Raw genomic sequence first — 16,383 nt, 5'->3', positions numbered from 1 at the left:
GCAGTCTCAGTTGCAATTAATTCTGTCTCAGTTGCAGTTAATTCTGTCCCAGAGGCTATTTATAGTTGCAATTAATCCTGTCCCAAAGTGCCGATGATTGCAGTCCCAGTGCTCGATGATTGCAGTCCGCCACAAGTAGGTTATATAACTAACTCATCATCACCTATTAATTTAGGATCTTCGACGCTAAAAAAATCAGCATTAACTTGTAAAAAGAGCAGATTCAGAACTACGAGAGCCCAAAGAGCCTTTCCTCAGGGAAAGAAGAAAGAGCGACTGGAGACAATCTTAGTGGCGATCTTTCTTCTATTTATCTAAGCCATAACCAAATTAAGAGTGCAAAGACTTTGATTGGCATTGCATAATTTTTGAGGAAATATTTTAAAGCTGTTCGATTTTATACAATTCATCAGGTTGACAGTTTAAAATTGCGCATAGCTTAGCTACTCTCACAAAGGTTTCTATGCCACCGCGCCCTTTTTCCCAATTACGAATAGTAGAAACATCTACATCCAAAAGGTTGGCGAGTTGCCTTTGTGTCATATTGTTTCGCTTTCTCAGCTCTTCTAAGTTACTCACATAAATTTCTCCCATGTATAAATTCATAGCATGATTTTAACAGAAAAATCTTCACGTGAAAATATTGACAGTGTTAATTTCTTCACGCTAATATTTAAGCATGAGAAAGTGAAATACTTCCAATCATGTTGGCAGCATTGATAACAGTAGACGAAAAAAATGAATTCTAGATAATTCTAGATAAATGTTAAACCGATCCAGAAGCAGCAGAGTTATTTAATTATGAAGAGCAATCATGAAAATACACTTTTAGTTCATTTAGTGCCAGGTGAATTTATTGAGCTGATAAGAACTATTGCCAAAGTATATAGTCTTAACCTAGAAGTACCGCGTAGTTATCTCAACTTATCTCAACGAAATCAGGTTTTTCTAACTATAGAAAAGCTTGATAAAAACCTGATTCAAGTTTCATCTTATACCAAGAAAAACAGTGAAGTCATTTTTAAAATAGCATTAGAATTACTACACGATGAATTTATCTCCCGTGAAGAAAAAGAAGACTTTTGGTATCCGATTCGGTTAGCTCAAAGCTTTAATTATCAGCATTTTCCTTCACAAATCAATCAGGTGGCATCGATAAGCCAAGAACAAAATATTCTGGAGTGCGATGTAGAAAAGATGGAAAAACTTTGTCACTTTTGTTCGTTGTGGGCTAAAAAGTTAAAGAAACAAACTTGGCATCTCGACAAAAGACCAAAACCTGGAGTTACAGCAGTGCTTAAATATTTTGATAATACTTGCTGTGTCCCTGTATTTGAAAGGAGTTGCACTAAATAATATGAGGTATTGAAAGGTTAGACACGAAAAGAAACTCAAATTATGCTATTACATCGTCTTGAGAAATGGGAATAATTTTAAATTCACCTCTTCCAAGATGTTCTATGAGTTCACTCAGACTCAAACCTTGAGATTTAGCTAAATCGTGAAAACCTTCCCACCCTTCTTGAGAAACCGAAATATTTCGCTGTTTTTTGGAAACACCATAACGCGGTTTAGCTCCTTCCCTATTAAGATTTTTGAGCTGATTCTTTCTTAATTCAGGTTGATCACTTAAAGGCATTTTTTTCCCTAACTCTACAATAACTATGATATTCGATTCTTAAGTTTTTAATAATATTGACTTTAGTTCGACAATACTATAGTATTGGTAGAATAACTAATTAACTAGAGCAACTCTCTCAAATTGGCAAATGTTAACAACTATTCTGTCGCTTGAGAGATAAACCCAAATAACTTAGGCTAATCGGCCTAGTTATTTAGGTACTAATAAATCCTAATAAATCTATGATACCACAAAATGTGATTTTAAGCAAGCACTCTCAACTGTGCTTGGGCTTTGACTTGTCTCAAAAAGAGTCATTTTTACCCAAACTTAGGGATTATCAGCAGCAGGTCATTCAAGAAATTAATCTTTTGATTAAGCAGGGATATCAAAGAATCCTAGTCTTTGCCCCCACTGGTGCTGGAAAAACAATAATTGCCGGGCAGTTTGTCTACGATGCCGTCCAATCAGGGCAAAAAGTCATTTTCATTGTTCATCGAGATGTTCTCATTCAGCAAACACTAGATAAATTTGCTTTATGGGGATTAGAAGACAAATTTGGAGTAATAGCAGGTGGTTATCCAGAAAACCATTCAGCTTCAATCCAAATCGCCTCTATTCAAACACTTTCTAGGAGGAATATTGACTGGTTTACTCCTAATATCTACATTTTCGATGAAGCCCATTTAACCAATTGGTTTAAAACTAGTCTCAGTCTATTCCCTCCTCTTTCAGAAAACTCTCAAAATCAAGCAATCTGCATTGGGTTAACAGCAACACCTTGGCGCTTATCGAAACGGGAAGAAATGGGAGATATCTACGAAACATTAATAACAGCTCCATACCCTTGGGAATTAATTGCCAGGGGTTTTTTAGTATCTCCTGTTTACTACGGATTAAAACAAGCCAATCTCAAGGGAGTAAAAACTACTGATGGGGAATATTCCAATAACGATTTAGAGGTACGTTGTAATGTTCCCCATGTCATCAATGCAGCAGTCAGAGAATGGATGAGACTGGCTTATGGAAGAAAAACTATAGCTTTTGCCGTAAGTGTCAGCCACGCACAAAGTATTGCAAAAGCTTTTAATGAGCAGGGAATTGCCGCAGCTAGTGTTGATGGTTCGATGAGTTATAAAGAGCGCTCTCTACTTTACGACCAACTGGCAAGTGGAGAAATTTTAGTAATTTCAAGCTGTGAGTCACTGTCTGAGGGATTTGATGTACCCAGTGTCAGTTGCATTATGCTGTGCCGTCCTACGAAATCTAAGGCTAAATATTTTCAGCAACTAGGACGAGGATTAAGACCCGCCGCCGATAAAACCGATTGTTTAGTTCTAGACCAAGCCGGATTAATTAAACGTTTTGGCTTTATCGAGAACTTGAAAAAAGTAACTCTCAACAATGCGGACGACATACCTCTAGGAGAAACACCAACAAAAATTTGTCCCGAAGATGAATATGGGTGTGGAGCGATAATCAATCAATTTGCCCAAATCTGTCCTCACTGCGGTTATGTATTCCCTCGACCAGACAAGCTAACTCCTACGCAAAAATTGGAGAGATTAATCAGACGAGAAGATATACACAAATTTCATTTTTACAGGGAACATTTAAAAATTGCTTACCTGAGAGGCTTTTCTCCAGAATGGGCTACCCTAAGCTTTCAAAAATCCTTTAACGGTAGCTATCCACCCAGAGATTGGAGTCGAGGTGCTGTCTTTGGAGATAACCCCACAGAGAAACATTTTCAGGTTTATCGCAATTATTTATCTGCAATAGCGATTAGCAAGAAGAAAAACTTGGTTTGGATAAGCCAACACATGAACTACGAGTTCGGACAGGACAAATAACCATCACATAAACCTTGGAGAAAAGAAATATTTCTCCAGGGTGCTTTTCTTATTGACCCACATAGAAAGGAATTCACGAATTTGACAATGAAAAATATCGAAGCATTTAGATTGGCGATCGCTCTCATCTACCCCAAGCCTCAAAAAGTATGGTTCAAACTAGGACATGACAGATTCTTCGTAGGTGAAGTAAATAGCAGCGGGAACTTTTCCTTACATGCCACCAAAGGAAATAGAACCAATCGCGTTACTAGCGAATTAATAGAAGATGGATTTAGTTATCTACGTAAGCAATCAGAACTAGTCGTTGGTGGAGTTTTCTATATCCCCACCAATGCTGAAGAATTCCCTCTCAAAGAATATATTCACACCTCACAAGACGTTAGTACTGAGTTTGATTTTGGTACGAGTAAAGAACAATTAGAGAAAATCGACTGGTTTACAAAAGTATCTGGCTTAGAAGCAGCATTTACTACTACTTCAGGAGGTAAATCACTTCATCCTCACTGGTTGCTTGATGAAGCGATAAATATTAAAGAGGCTACTTACTTGGATCAGCTTCTGTGTATTGCCACCATGGGGGACCCTGCTGTAGTTAATCCTCATCAACCCATGCGATTCCCTGGGTTTTATCGCAAGGAGAAACAAGGTGAGCAAGAATTAATTCAATATAGCCATAATCGGTATAGTTATGAGGAGTTTATTGTCGGTTTTAAGAAAGTTTTTGCTGCCATTAATTTACCTTTTCCTGAGAATATTAGTGAGGAGCGGTGGAGAGAAATAAAGAAGGCTATTCGTCTTGAAAGGGATTATGCTCAAGTTAGGACGGTACTTAACCAAAAAGAAGAAGATTTACAGCCCCGTTATCGTAGTACGTTTAGTTATGATTCTGATGAGTTAGTAGACCGTCTAATTACCGACGCTCTATCAGTCATTCCCCAAAGAATCAAAGGGCAGAACACCTACGAATATTACCTCAAAGTGGCTACTGTACTTAAGAGTAGGTATGGCGCCGAGAGAGCGATCGCATTATTAGAACAGCATTCTCCATCCCATCAATGTGGATGGAATATACCAGGAGTAGTAAGAGCGATACACAAAGACTTGCCACCCCCAGTCTTATTTAGAGTAGCAAAGGACTTAGGAAACTGGATTTATCCCCAATGGGCAAAAGATGAACTAAAAAAACAATGGATTGCTCAACACCAAAGACAGATTACAAAAGAATTTGAACCAGATGAGCAAGAATATCAGGAATTTGTAGAAAAACTTGCCGAACAAGAGTTAATTGAAACCGAACTAGAACCCAAGAATAACTTCTTTGATTGGTTGAGAAAGCAGTTAAGTCTTGGCTTATGTCCGACTAAATATTTTGGGTCAAGTTTTCAGCAAATGGTCAAAGCTACAAAACCTCTATCTATGCCCAGTATTATTCACTTTAAAGAAGGGATGGTTTTACCATCGCCCAATCAATTTAAAGGAATTATCCGATTCAAACCTAAACAAAGATTAAAAGTGATTGCCACAGCTAAAAAATCCGGTTGGAAGTTCGTACATGATAAATCTTTTATGGGGTTAGGAAAATCTCATGAATTAGGTCTAGTAGAACCAGATAACTATCAAGTTATGGATGCTAACTCAGGGGAAATGAAAACTAGAAATGGCGAGATTTGGTATTTAGACCTAAACCATCGCAACCCATCTGTAGCTACCATAGAACAAAACTTTACTGATTTACCTATTAAGCATGATGGGCTATATCACAATCATTCTAGACAAACAGCATTAGGGAATCCTTTTTTAGTAACTTCCCCCACTCAAGATAATCAAGAGGTTGCAGTAAACAGTAACTGTATCAATGCTGAACTATTTTATCAACTTAAAGAGAAAGGCTACGACCCGGACTTCAGTGAGGAGGAAAGACAAATATCTGGGGGTGGATCATATCAAGTAAATTCAATCTGTGCCCGTTGTCCTTTCTTCAAGCAAAAAGGAGACAACGGAAAGCCTCTTTGTTCTAGTCAAGTCGGGGAGGGTTACGGGTTTCGGAAGTTGAGGAAAGATGCGATCTCTACTCCTAAAAAAAGGGCACATATTGAACAATTAGCGCCAGACTATGATTACCAATATTCGACACTGGTAATAGAAGAAGCAGGTCAATTAATTAAAAGTACAAAACAGATTGATTGTAAACTTGCAGATTGGGATAAACAGTGGGGCGAGTTAGAAACTCAATTTCCTGAGTTTTTTAAGTTATTAGCACCAGTGAGAATTTATCTAAGACAGTTATTAGATAGCACAAAACTTCCTTACCATGGATATGACCATGAGCATTTAATGGATGAACTTAGCAAGATAATTCTTAACCCAAATCAATGGGGTCAGGAGGTTCGTGATTGGTTGCCGATTATTAAAGAGGAATCCAATCTCTCAAAGATTTTTGTTGACCCCGATAGTTGTACTTTTGATGGTTTAGCCCCGCAATCGTCTTTAACTAACCATGAACGAGAGCAATTAAAGAAAAAGATGGCTTATGCCAGATACTATTTCCGTAAAGAAGCTTGGGCACAGAGTTCTCAAAACTTGGCTGAATTACCTAGCAACTTCTTAATCCCATTACTGGAGATACTCACGGAAAATAACTCTAATGCTCAAGGTTTGAAGGGAGTTATGCGCATTAGCTCAAAACCCGTTGCTACTTTAACTATAACCATTCGTAAAGAGCAGCAAGAGCAAATCATCAAAAACAGTCGTTTCGTTGTATTCCTTGATAGTACCGCGCAAAAGGAATTGATTGGAGAGCGCTTAAATATTCCTTCTGACTCCATTCTTCAGATAGAACAAGAACCACCCTCAATGAGTAATCTTAACGTGGAAGTAATTAATGTTAAGGGTTTGGGTTCATCCCAGGCAAGTGAGACTGCTTTGCAACGCGCGATCGCCCTAACTGAAAAACTCCAAACTTTACACCCTGACTTGACGGTATTGGGGTTGAAGAAATGGCAGGACAATCTTAAACTTGACGGCTGGTGGTTTGCTCATAATCGTGGCACTAATGAATTAAAAGGCAAACAAGCTATTGCAGCTTTTGGGTCACCTAATATCAATGTGGGTGCTGCACTGGACGAATATTTGATTTTACATGGAACTACTCAGGGATTTGATGAGTACTATCAACAATTAACTGAATCAGAGTATCTTCAATTGATTGGACGTGCTAGGCATCATCATTATCTCCATCAGCAATTTACTATCTATCTGATTGGTTCAAATATCAACTCTGATTTCCTCTCTCACCTGAATATAACCCATAGAGTTTCCGATGGGTTCAGTTGGACTCCATTCGCTGGAACACAACAGCAACAAAACCGTTGGAAGATTTGGCAGATTGCACAACAGTTACATAAGTTAGGTACTAAGGTTACTCAGAGTGCGATCGCACAAGCTTTGGGAGTTAGTCAAGGCAGAGTATCTCAAATACTCAAAGAGTCTCCTTTAGGGGATTGGAGAGGTTTGAAAAAATTATTAGAAAACCTATTAAATACTAATAGTAGGAAAACTAATAATTTAGATAAAGAGTCAGATGAGCTTCTAGCACAGTTTCTAGAATTTGATGTGGAATGTGTAATTGAAACAGTTATCAGAATTATTCACGGTGAAGGCTGGATGGAATTTGCTGGTTGGTTACAATCATTTTCTGCTCAGATACAGTGCCAATTGGTAGCAATAGTTACTAATTTCTACTTGTCATTACCAGAAGCGATCGCCATTGAGGGTAAACGATAATTGGGGGCAGAATTTTTTTGATAGCTAGTTGTATGAATGGAGTTCGAGAAATCTGAAAAATCCTTCACTTACTCTCATCCTGAGTGAACCAGCTATTATGCTTTTATTATAAATCAGCGCAACCCCTTATCTCAATAGCTTTTCATCCAAATTTATCTTCTCTCAAAAACCCGCTACCAGTTCAACGCCCAAAGGCGAGAATCGAGGTCGCAGAAAGGGAATAAAACGAGGCAGAAAGCAATTATTCCAAAAAGCTATTTTTCAAGAAAGATTCTCAACAATAGAACGTGTTTTTGCCTGGGAGGATAAGTTTCGGCGTTTGCTGTTACGTTTTGAACGGATTAGCCCGTTGCATTATGCTTTGAAAAGCTTAGCTTACACGATGATTAACTTACGGCATTTCTGTAACATTTAGATGATTAAAATTGAATAGCTCCAAAGGTCTTGAGACAACAGACCTAAATTTTTTGTGCATTGAAATAAGAAATCTTGCCGAAAAGTATGAATGATAACAATAAGTAGCTTGATTACAACTTGTTGAAGAGAGAATTTCGCATTGTGTATTGAAATTCTCACTCCGCCGCATCAAAAACCCGCTACCAGTTCATAGAGGAATAAAACAGAGATATTATCCAATGATGGGATGGGGAAACTTTGGAGCAGCAGAAAGATTTTGTCAATTATTTGAAGAAGTAAAAAACTTCTTTAGACCTCAAATATTTATGGAAGAATTCGTGTCTTTATTTGAGAGAAGAAAAATATTTTTAGAGAGAGTTAATTTGTTAAAAGAAATGTTTATAGCAGCTTAAGTTAAAAATAGAAAGAAAGGACTCTTTAATCAATTTTAGTCAATTTTTGAGACCCCATTTCTAACACTTTCCTTTAGTCAATTTTTGTCAATTTTTGAGAACCCATTTCTGACACTTTCAGTTTAAAAGTAAAAAATGTCAAAGATATTTTGTCTGCATTTTATCGTAAATTTCGGGATATTGCTCTTGTAACCAGTCAGGTAATTCTTGTTCTGGATTTGGATTTAGCTGATTACTTATCGTTGCAATAAATCCATTTGCGTCGATCTCTTCTCTCTGCTCAAAAATAACAACATCACAAAGGTTGCCATATTTATCTTTGAAGCCTTGAGTATTTAGATCGAGTTCGATATATTCTTCGATTGCTTTTGGTGATAGGATGCTATCCCCTACTCCAACTATTAATATCTTTAATTCACTATGGTTGTTAAGCTTTTTACACTGGTTTTTAATCTCGGCAACAAATCTAGGGTAATCATCAAGTACTCCATCAATATAAATACTTACAATACACCCACGATTTTCAGATCGATCTTCAAACCATCGATCTAATATAGCCTTAAAAGTAGGAGTAATAAAAGCATCTCCGCTTGGTATATTAGATAGAAATTTTTCCTCTATTTGGCTGTATTCAGTTAAGTTATAAACTCTTTTGGCTGGTTTGTTGTTATTGAAAAAGACTAAAGTTACAGAGTCACTAATTCTTTCTTGTCCATTACGATACCTCAAAACTTGATCGATATGACCACTGACTGAATTTTTGATAGCATCATACCGCCGTCTTGGATCATCCTTGATAGAGACTGGGTTGATCATAGAACTGCTTTTGCAAACTAAAAAGAAACAATCACGATTACAAATAGATAAATTTAAATCTGCCATAATAATTTTCCTAATATTTGAAAATAACTTAACTAAATCGATATGCCAAACTGGCAGTAGTATCCGTCAGCGCGTCTCACTAACCGTACTCGCTTGATATCCTTTACTGCATAGAAGCAAAGGTCATGAGTAGCTTTTAGTTTTAGTCTACCGATATCTGTTTTATCAGTTATGGTTATTGCTTTCCTATTGGCTTTTTCGTCTAATTTCCAACCAGTAGTTTTATACTCTACAGATGGGCAATTGTTCTTAAACCGAGGAAAGCCTTTTTTACCTTTTACGTTCTTTTTGCAATTGTCGTAAAACTTGGATATAGCAGACCATGCACGTTCAGCGCTTGATTGTCTAGCCATTGAGTTAAGTTTATCAGCAAAATCAAACTCTTTAGCTAAGATGGCACATTGCTTGTTTAGGTCATATTTATTAACTTTGTCGTTGTCTATCCAATAGCGCAACGCTTTATTTTGAATGAATTGACCTATCCGAATAGCTTCGTCAATTGCTTTATATTGAGTTTTATTTGCTTTAACACGGAACTCGTAGACAATCATTTGTTTATACTGATTTCATATATTAAACTGTTATAGCATAGAATTAGAAAAGTGGAGAGCGATTCATCCCCAGGCTAAACAGCACAGCGAGCTTCTCGCTCGTTAAGATAAAATTAGTTACCTTTCTCTTGATCCTTGATATTTATCTTAGATTCAATCTTATTAATCAACCATGATTTTTTAAAATTTGTATTTTGCAATAAAAATTGTAAGATTTTTATTTTGCAATAAAAATCTAAAAAATTTAAAAAATTATCGATTGTTTTACTAAAAGAATCTAGATTATTAACAGGATAATAAATCCACCATTTATTCCCTGAATTAATAAGAGATGAAAGTCCTCGCCAAACTTCCGCTTCTCTCAAAGTTTTCTCCTTTTTAAATGTTGTACATATAATCAGCACTCCTTCTCTTTTTGGGAGACAAAATTCTCTAATTTCTTGAGCTAATGTACTTTTCATCTTAGGGGAAAGCTTGGCTAACCTATTTAATTCTTGAGAGAAAATTAAAGGATTAGATTTAATACTATTATCTAATTTATCGGGATCGGTAACATTGGATATTTTTTTAAAATCTCCTTGAAAACCTTCTATCCCATCAAGAGTTACTGCTTCAATAATTTCTTTTATGAACTGATTATCTTCACTTAGAGCAAGTGCTGTCAATCTACGAAAAATTTGCTCATTTTGCTCGGAATCTTTAGCAACCCAGGCTACAGAAATCCGAATTTGTCTGTTCATCCAATCTTTGTATCCTTCTGGTTGGATAGCCGTAATTAGTAGAAATAAAAATTTATTTCTCCGAGATAAAACAACAGAAGGGTCTTCGCTATAAATTAAATCAACCGAATCATTCTGAAATAAACTTGGAAGTCCGTTAACTTTTTGGTTTTCCGTTTCAGTTATTTTTAACCAGCAATAATCATTATTTTGCTCAAACCCTCGACTCAAAATATAAGTATTCATAATTTTGTCCTAGTTTTAAAATTAAATCTTAAAAAAATCATGTCCTTGTAAAATAACAAAAGGTTGAGCTTTCCTACGACCTTTGGCAAATTTTTCTAAAGCTTGCTTAATGTCATCGTTTCTATGCAAAAGCTCAGTAAGAGGAAACCAAATTTTATTTCTTTGATCGTTCATATATTGTCTCATCAAAAATAGTAGCAAATAGCGAAGAGGCTGATCTGCATCTTGAGTTTGAATTTGAGCTTCTGCATTAATCTTATTAAGATACCACTTGGTAAATTTACCCTTTGATGATTCCTCCCAACCTCCGCAAACTACACATCCTACCGTTTGAACAGGTGTAATTACTGCTGCAACGTTTTTAACTTTTGGTAAAAGAACTTCTTTGATTAAGCTTTTGTATCCTTCTATAACAGCTTTTTCAATTTCTTTAATCTCTTTATTTGGTTGTAAAAAAGTTTCACATTTAATAGGAGCAAAAATAACTAAACGAGGATTTTCAGAATTATCAAAAGCCTCTTTGATAAGCTCAGTGACTTTTGTAACCTGATTAATATTGTCATGAAAACGTCCCTTGCCATACATTAAGGCTAAAGTATCAATTGTGATTATAACTGCACCACTATTTTTGACCTTATCGACATATTTTTGATATTCTGATTGTATGTATCCTCCAGGAACATCAATAAAGTCCAGGTTTAATGAAGTTTGTTTGTTATTTCTTCTTTCAAGAAAAAAACTAAAATCTCTAGGACTTTCTGTTCCTCCTAATCCTTTTTCTGTAGCATCATAATTTTTAACAAGTTCTAAAAGTTGCTCGTAATGTCGATCGAGTATTTTTTCACTTTCTTCATCAATTCTTAATACAAGATCTGTTTCCTCTGTTGTTGCAGCAAAATACTTATACATGACCGTTATCAAAGTAGTTTTGCCAACTCCTGAAGGGCCCAGCCAAGTAACTGTTAATTTACTACTATTACTATTTTTGTTCCACATTTGTATAAAATCCTGTATCCTTTTGCTTGCTCTTAAAAGTTATTTAAGCAGTAATTTTTATTACTTAAAAGTTTATTCTTACATACTAGTTGATAGCTCCCCACCCTCAACGTAGTAGGGTGGGGATTCTAAATCTGGTTGACAGCCACAACCAAATTCCTCCAATGAGAACAGACAAAGCTGTTCAGGCTGCCGGTTCCCTGGCTCAATACCTAACGGCACTGATATCTCCTGACTACGGGTAGTCTTGCTTGTTACTTCAAGCTTGGGCGTAACTTTCTGGGGGACTCTCAGTAGTTGAGATTCATTCAATCCCAATTCAACAATACCTTTAATTCCTATGTTTATACCAGCATTATTATCAGCATCTTCTAAATAGTGGCAATTAGTACAAAGGAATCTTTCTTTATCTCTATTTTTCTTGTCAATTGTCCCGCATTTAGGGCAAGTTTGTGATGTATGTTTGGGATTAACTTTGTGAACTATACAGCCAAACTTTTCAGCTACCGACTCTATCTTTTCTACCAGTTCTCCCCAACTACAATCTCTAATCAAACGATTTAAAGCTCTTTTAGCTTTTTGTCCATTTTTTAAATATTTTCCATTCTTATCTTTTTTCGGTTTACATCTTTTAATCATTCCCTGAATGTTTAAATCTTCAAGGACAATGACATCAGCCAATTTAACCAATCTGTTTGCTACTTTCCATTGATAATCCTCTCTTTGATTAACTATTGTCTGGTCAATTTTACCTAACCTTTGGTATGCTCTTTTTTGATTTCTTGAACCTTGCTTTTTTCTACTTGCTCTACGTTGTCTAAGGGTTTTACGACGTTCTAACTGTTTCTCGAATTGAGGGTTAATTATTTGCTCCCCATTGCTTAAAGCCAGTAGCTTTTTCACTCCAAGGTCATAACCTATTACTGTTTTAACTTGGTCAAGACTTTTAGGGAAAGACTGGGGGACACTCGTATCCTCAATTTGAACTGACATATACCAACCGTCAGCTTTTTTCCTCACAGTCACACTCTTAGGTTTAAAACCATCTGGTATTTCTCTAGATTTAAAATATTTCATCCAACCAATACCAGGAAGTCTAGCTTTATCCCCATTCAAATCTACTTGTCCTGGGGGATATTTAAAGCTTCTAAATTTTTGTCTAGTCTTGAACTTGGGGTAGCCACGTGCTTCAAAAAAGTTCTGGAAAGCATCATTTAATCTTCTCAAGTTTTGCTGTAATACACTTGATTCTATAGTCTGATACCAAGGTCTTTCTTGTTTTAGTATTGGAAGGTTTGAGCTTTGTTGCTCATATGCACTACGTTTTTTCCCTCCTTCTTTTGTTTCTTTCCAAGGATAACCAAGACTACTGTTATAGCTAACACTACAAGTTAATGGACACGCCTCAGCAAGGCTGTCCCAATCAGAGTAATTGCCTAGCTTTGGCGCTCTAACTTGTTCATAGGCTTCTATTCTGTCTCTCAAAGCCAAATTGTAATTGGATCTTAACATATTGATCCAATTTTCCATTTTTTCTACTTGGTTCCTATTCGGTTGTAACTTGTAGACATAGCAAAGTAACATGGTTGTTTCGTGAGTTAGATTAAATCTAGTATATTATACTAATATGCTCCATGGCAAAAACTTAAATTAGTTTTCAATGTGAAGAATCAGAATTGAAAATATGGAAAAAGTAGGCTCAAAAGACCAAAAGGACTTAAACAGATATTTTCAGAGAGTTTATTCGTTCTCTAGATGTTGAGTGTTAAGCAAGGAGTCCTGCGGACATTTAAATGTTGGTCGCCATTCATCTCTAACCTCAACGCAGTAGGTTAGGGATGAATGGCGACGTTTTTGATAATTAAGTTCCAAGCATAATGTTTATGTCAAAGCAAATTTCTTTTTTGTATGGTTATTAGAGCTTGTCAAATATCTTTTGAGATAAATCCAAACACTATCACAATTGTTACTAAATAGCTTCAATTTTACCTATAGAAGAAACTTTCTCTATCATTTGTGTCCATTCCTTTTGCTCTAGTCCTGCTGCTTGACCAAATTGTTTTGGCCAAATCTGTGAACTTCTTTCTCTCATAAAATCTTCCCAATTTTTATTTACATCTTTAGCACGTACTACACAATCAACAAACTCATCAATCGCAGCAAACGCTGCCAAACTTGGTTCTCCTTCAAATTTCTCTAGTGCTTCTCTACAAGCACTAACCGTATTACGGTGTTTTACTCGAAGTATTTCCTCAATCAAAGAAATAACTTGCTCCTCAGTTTTTTCTCCGACTTTAAATATATTATCTATTTTATCTGGTTCTAGCTGCTCTAGAGCTTTAAGAATTCGATATTGAAAATTTGAACGATAAGTCATTTCAAAAGAAATAAAAGTTTGAAATGCTTCTTTAAAATTTGGAAAATATGGCGGTATTTCTTCTGCCATAAATTTTAGAAAATCTATTCTTCGATACGGAGTCAAATTTCCTAAAGATGTCTCTGTAAGACTATCTGCTACTTTAATTTTAACTGTATCGACATACTCTTTTAAACCATTATCCATAGAACTAAAGTGTTTTCTAAAGTGTGTTCTAAGTAAATCCAAGCAATCAAGAAAGATTGCTTTCCAGCCTCCCATTGGATTAGCGAAATACATTCGCTGTAGTTCTTCCTGATTTGGAATTCCTGTATCTTCAGTACACTTTCTAAGTATAAAATCTACTTGCCTTTCAAAAAAATCTCTATCTTTTTTATTATGTTCTGTGGATAAATTTTGAGGTTGAACTTCTTTAACAAGTCCTAATAAATTTCGATTTATATTTGTAATTACATCTTCTGAAAGATTTCTAAAAGCTGTATTTTCATTTCCGTATTTAGGTGCAACAGCAAAAGCCTCACTTGCTTTTTGAATAAAGGTATTAATTTCATTTTGAAGTTGTTCTAAAGACTGATTAGCAATAGCTCTATATTTAGCATCTAATTCTAAAATATGAGTGTCAAGGTGATCGAGTCCTTTGTTGAGGACATTTGAAGCCTCTTGAGGATCAGCACAATTAGCAACAATACATTCAGCTACTTTAATACGTTCTTCTTGCTCAAGTTGACGCTTGGCTTCCTCGCACTGCAATCTATTCTCTGCTATTCCAGAACCTGGTTTGGGATCGTCAACTCGATTGAGAATGAAAATAGACCATTCTCTAATTGGGAGTTCGGGCAACGCAGCATTGGCTGTATCGTATAATTTATAGTCTTCTTCTTGCCAAATTCTGCCATTTGGTCTGTAGACAAAGAAAGCTAAATCAACATCTTGTCCGAGGCTTCTACGAAGTCTTTCTCTATCACCAAGCACAGTATCGCCTAATCCTGGCAGATCGATAAGTGTAATCTTACCAACATCACCATGTGGGAAGTCACAAGATATCTTTACTTCTTTTACTGCTAAATAATAAAAATAAGTTCTTTCGTTATCATCATTAGTTTGAGCAACAAATGAGCGAATTTCCTCTCTGGTAATTGTCATTTGTGATGATTTTTCAAAACACTCTTTATAATTATTATATTGAGTATGGCATCTCTCTAGATGTCCGTATAGTGCTTTTGATTCTGAATTATCTTGTTGTAATAGAGGAAGGGGCTTGTTGATAAACTCTGCCAAAGTTGTTGGCTTAGTTCCCAAGTTTAGATAGTCGTAATATGGATAAATATTATCTTGAAGAAATGATTCTTTAGAATGAAAGGTAACTTCCGCGACCGTTTTTATATTAGGAGAATGAAAAATTGTTACAGGCACTCCAGTACAGTTATGGGTGCTTCCTTCTGGAATTTCAACAGAAGTAAGTCCAGTTATAGTTTGGATGAAAAGGCTTTTTCCTTGTCCAGCACGTCCTACAAAAGCAATTGTTAAAGTCTTGCGCTCAAATCGTTTTTGAAGCTTAACAAGAATTTTTAGTGTTTTTTGGATTTGCTGTTGAGTTTGATGAAAAGATAACCTCTGTAACTTTTCTCTTATCAATACTTCATCTATGTTATTTAAAAAATTATTTCGATAAGAATCCATTTTTTGTAGGTTTAATGATAAAGATTCCAATCTCGAAATAGTAGATTTTACTTTTTCTACATAAGGACGACGTTTGTTGATAATATTATCAATTCTAATGTTTCTGTCCATATTTATGTTTTTTTTGCCCAACTAGATTTCTGAAAAAGCTAAAATTGATATTTACTTTAATTATAACACATTTCCCTCAGTTGAGAAAATAAAATTCTATAACTCCAAGGAGAGCGAAAAATTTCAGGGGAGATGTCGAACGTAGTACTATTTAGGAAATGTAAATAAAGAACTGGTAGCGGGTTTTTGAGAGATAATAAATTTGGATGAAAATCTATTGATATAAGGGGTTGCGCTGATTTATAGTAAAAGCGTAATAGTCATTTAAATTTTCACCTAAAAACAGTTTTGATAGCTAAATCCCAGTCATGGCAAACGATTCCCACATCTTTAACCCAAACACAATTCGATGAATTTGTCTTGCCCCATCTTCCTCGTAGCAGCCGTGGACCTCAACCTAAACTTTCTCTGCATAAGATTTTTAACTACATTCTCAAGCTATTGTACCTTGGTTGTCAGTGGAAAGAGCTACCTATTAAAGATGACGAAAATGGAAAACCAGAAATTCATTACACCAGAATCTATCAAGCTTTTAGGCGCTATGAGGCACATGGTTGTTTTGACTTAATTTTCCTGGAGTCTGTGTTCCGATTGAATAAATGTGAACTTCTTGATATTAGTATTATCCATGGTGATGGAACTACAACAGCAGCCAAGAAAGGTGGCGATAACTTAGGGTTCAATGGTCACAAGCATCTCAAAGGCGATAAAGTAGTAGCTTTATGTGACCGAAATTGTAATGTAATTGCTCC

At 35.8% G+C, this 16,383-nt stretch carries 12 protein-coding genes and 1 pseudogene; 5 read left to right on the top strand and 8 right to left on the bottom strand.

The window, feature by feature from the left end; genetic code table 11:
- Positions 1–381 precede the first annotated feature (381 nt).
- Positions 382–606 carry a helix-turn-helix transcriptional regulator gene (locus MW688_RS12575; RefSeq protein WP_486736355.1) on the bottom strand — a complete coding sequence of 75 codons (225 nt, stop codon included), beginning with the start codon at positions 604–606 and terminating at the stop codon, positions 382–384.
- Positions 607–801: 195 nt separating this feature from the next.
- On the opposite strand from MW688_RS12575, the gene MW688_RS12570 reads away from it, so the two are divergent.
- Positions 802–1,356: a hypothetical protein gene (locus MW688_RS12570; protein ID WP_486736353.1), complete on the top strand. Its 555-nt coding sequence runs from the start codon at positions 802–804 to the stop codon at positions 1,354–1,356.
- Positions 1,357–1,396: 40 nt separating this feature from the next.
- On the opposite strand, the gene MW688_RS12565 is transcribed toward MW688_RS12570, so the two are convergent.
- A complete protein-coding gene (locus MW688_RS12565; protein WP_486736352.1) occupies positions 1,397–1,639 on the bottom strand; it encodes a hypothetical protein in 243 nt (80 codons plus the stop codon).
- Positions 1,640–1,863: 224 nt separating this feature from the next.
- Here MW688_RS12565 and MW688_RS12560 point away from each other — a divergent pair, with 224 nt between their 5' ends.
- The 3 genes from MW688_RS12560 to MW688_RS12550 all read left to right on the top strand — a co-directional run bounded on the left by MW688_RS12560 (position 1,864) and on the right by MW688_RS12550 (position 8,069).
- The gene (locus tag MW688_RS12560) at positions 1,864–3,474 is read left to right on the top strand and encodes a DEAD/DEAH box helicase (protein ID WP_486736351.1); all 1,611 of its coding nucleotides are present in this window, start codon (positions 1,864–1,866) and stop codon (positions 3,472–3,474) included.
- Between the two features lie 87 nt (positions 3,475–3,561).
- Positions 3,562–7,260, top strand: a complete 3,699-nt coding sequence (locus tag MW688_RS12555; RefSeq protein WP_486736350.1) for a hypothetical protein — start codon at positions 3,562–3,564, stop codon at positions 7,258–7,260.
- Between the two features lie 563 nt (positions 7,261–7,823).
- Positions 7,824–8,069: a hypothetical protein gene (locus MW688_RS12550; RefSeq protein WP_486736349.1), complete on the top strand. Its 246-nt coding sequence runs from the start codon at positions 7,824–7,826 to the stop codon at positions 8,067–8,069.
- Between the two features lie 138 nt (positions 8,070–8,207).
- Here the strand turns inward: MW688_RS12550 and MW688_RS12545 are convergent, their stop codons facing one another.
- From MW688_RS12545 to MW688_RS12520, 6 genes and pseudogenes are all read right to left on the bottom strand, one after another.
- Positions 8,208–8,951 (bottom strand): vWA domain-containing protein, encoded by a 744-nt coding sequence (locus MW688_RS12545; RefSeq protein WP_486736348.1) that lies wholly within the window; start codon positions 8,949–8,951, stop codon positions 8,208–8,210.
- A gap of 35 nt (positions 8,952–8,986) precedes the next feature.
- A pseudogene (locus tag MW688_RS12540) lies at positions 8,987–9,502 on the bottom strand (RNA-guided endonuclease InsQ/TnpB family protein); the annotation flags it as partial.
- A 113-nt stretch (positions 9,503–9,615) separates the two neighbouring features.
- Positions 9,616–10,467: a hypothetical protein gene (locus MW688_RS12535; RefSeq protein ID WP_486736347.1), complete on the bottom strand. Its 852-nt coding sequence runs from the start codon at positions 10,465–10,467 to the stop codon at positions 9,616–9,618.
- Between the two features lie 21 nt (positions 10,468–10,488).
- Complete coding sequence (locus MW688_RS12530) at positions 10,489–11,463, bottom strand: hypothetical protein (RefSeq protein WP_486736346.1); 975 nt, start codon at positions 11,461–11,463, stop codon at positions 10,489–10,491.
- A 78-nt stretch (positions 11,464–11,541) separates the two neighbouring features.
- Entirely contained in the window at positions 11,542–13,047 is a 1,506-nt protein-coding gene (locus MW688_RS12525; RefSeq protein WP_486736345.1) for an RNA-guided endonuclease InsQ/TnpB family protein, read from the bottom strand.
- A 385-nt stretch (positions 13,048–13,432) separates the two neighbouring features.
- Positions 13,433–15,631 (bottom strand): GTPase family protein, encoded by a 2,199-nt coding sequence (locus MW688_RS12520; protein WP_486736343.1) that lies wholly within the window; start codon positions 15,629–15,631, stop codon positions 13,433–13,435.
- A 288-nt stretch (positions 15,632–15,919) separates the two neighbouring features.
- Between MW688_RS12520 and MW688_RS12515 the strand changes: the two genes are divergently transcribed.
- Positions 15,920–16,383 (top strand): transposase (locus MW688_RS12515; RefSeq protein WP_486736342.1); only part of this gene is annotated, 464 nt, incomplete at its 3' end.

It is taken from the genome of Johannesbaptistia floridana, from assembly GCF_057440575.1.
Note: the sequence above shows the minus strand (reverse complement) of the source record. Positions and strands in the feature narration are given on the sequence as shown.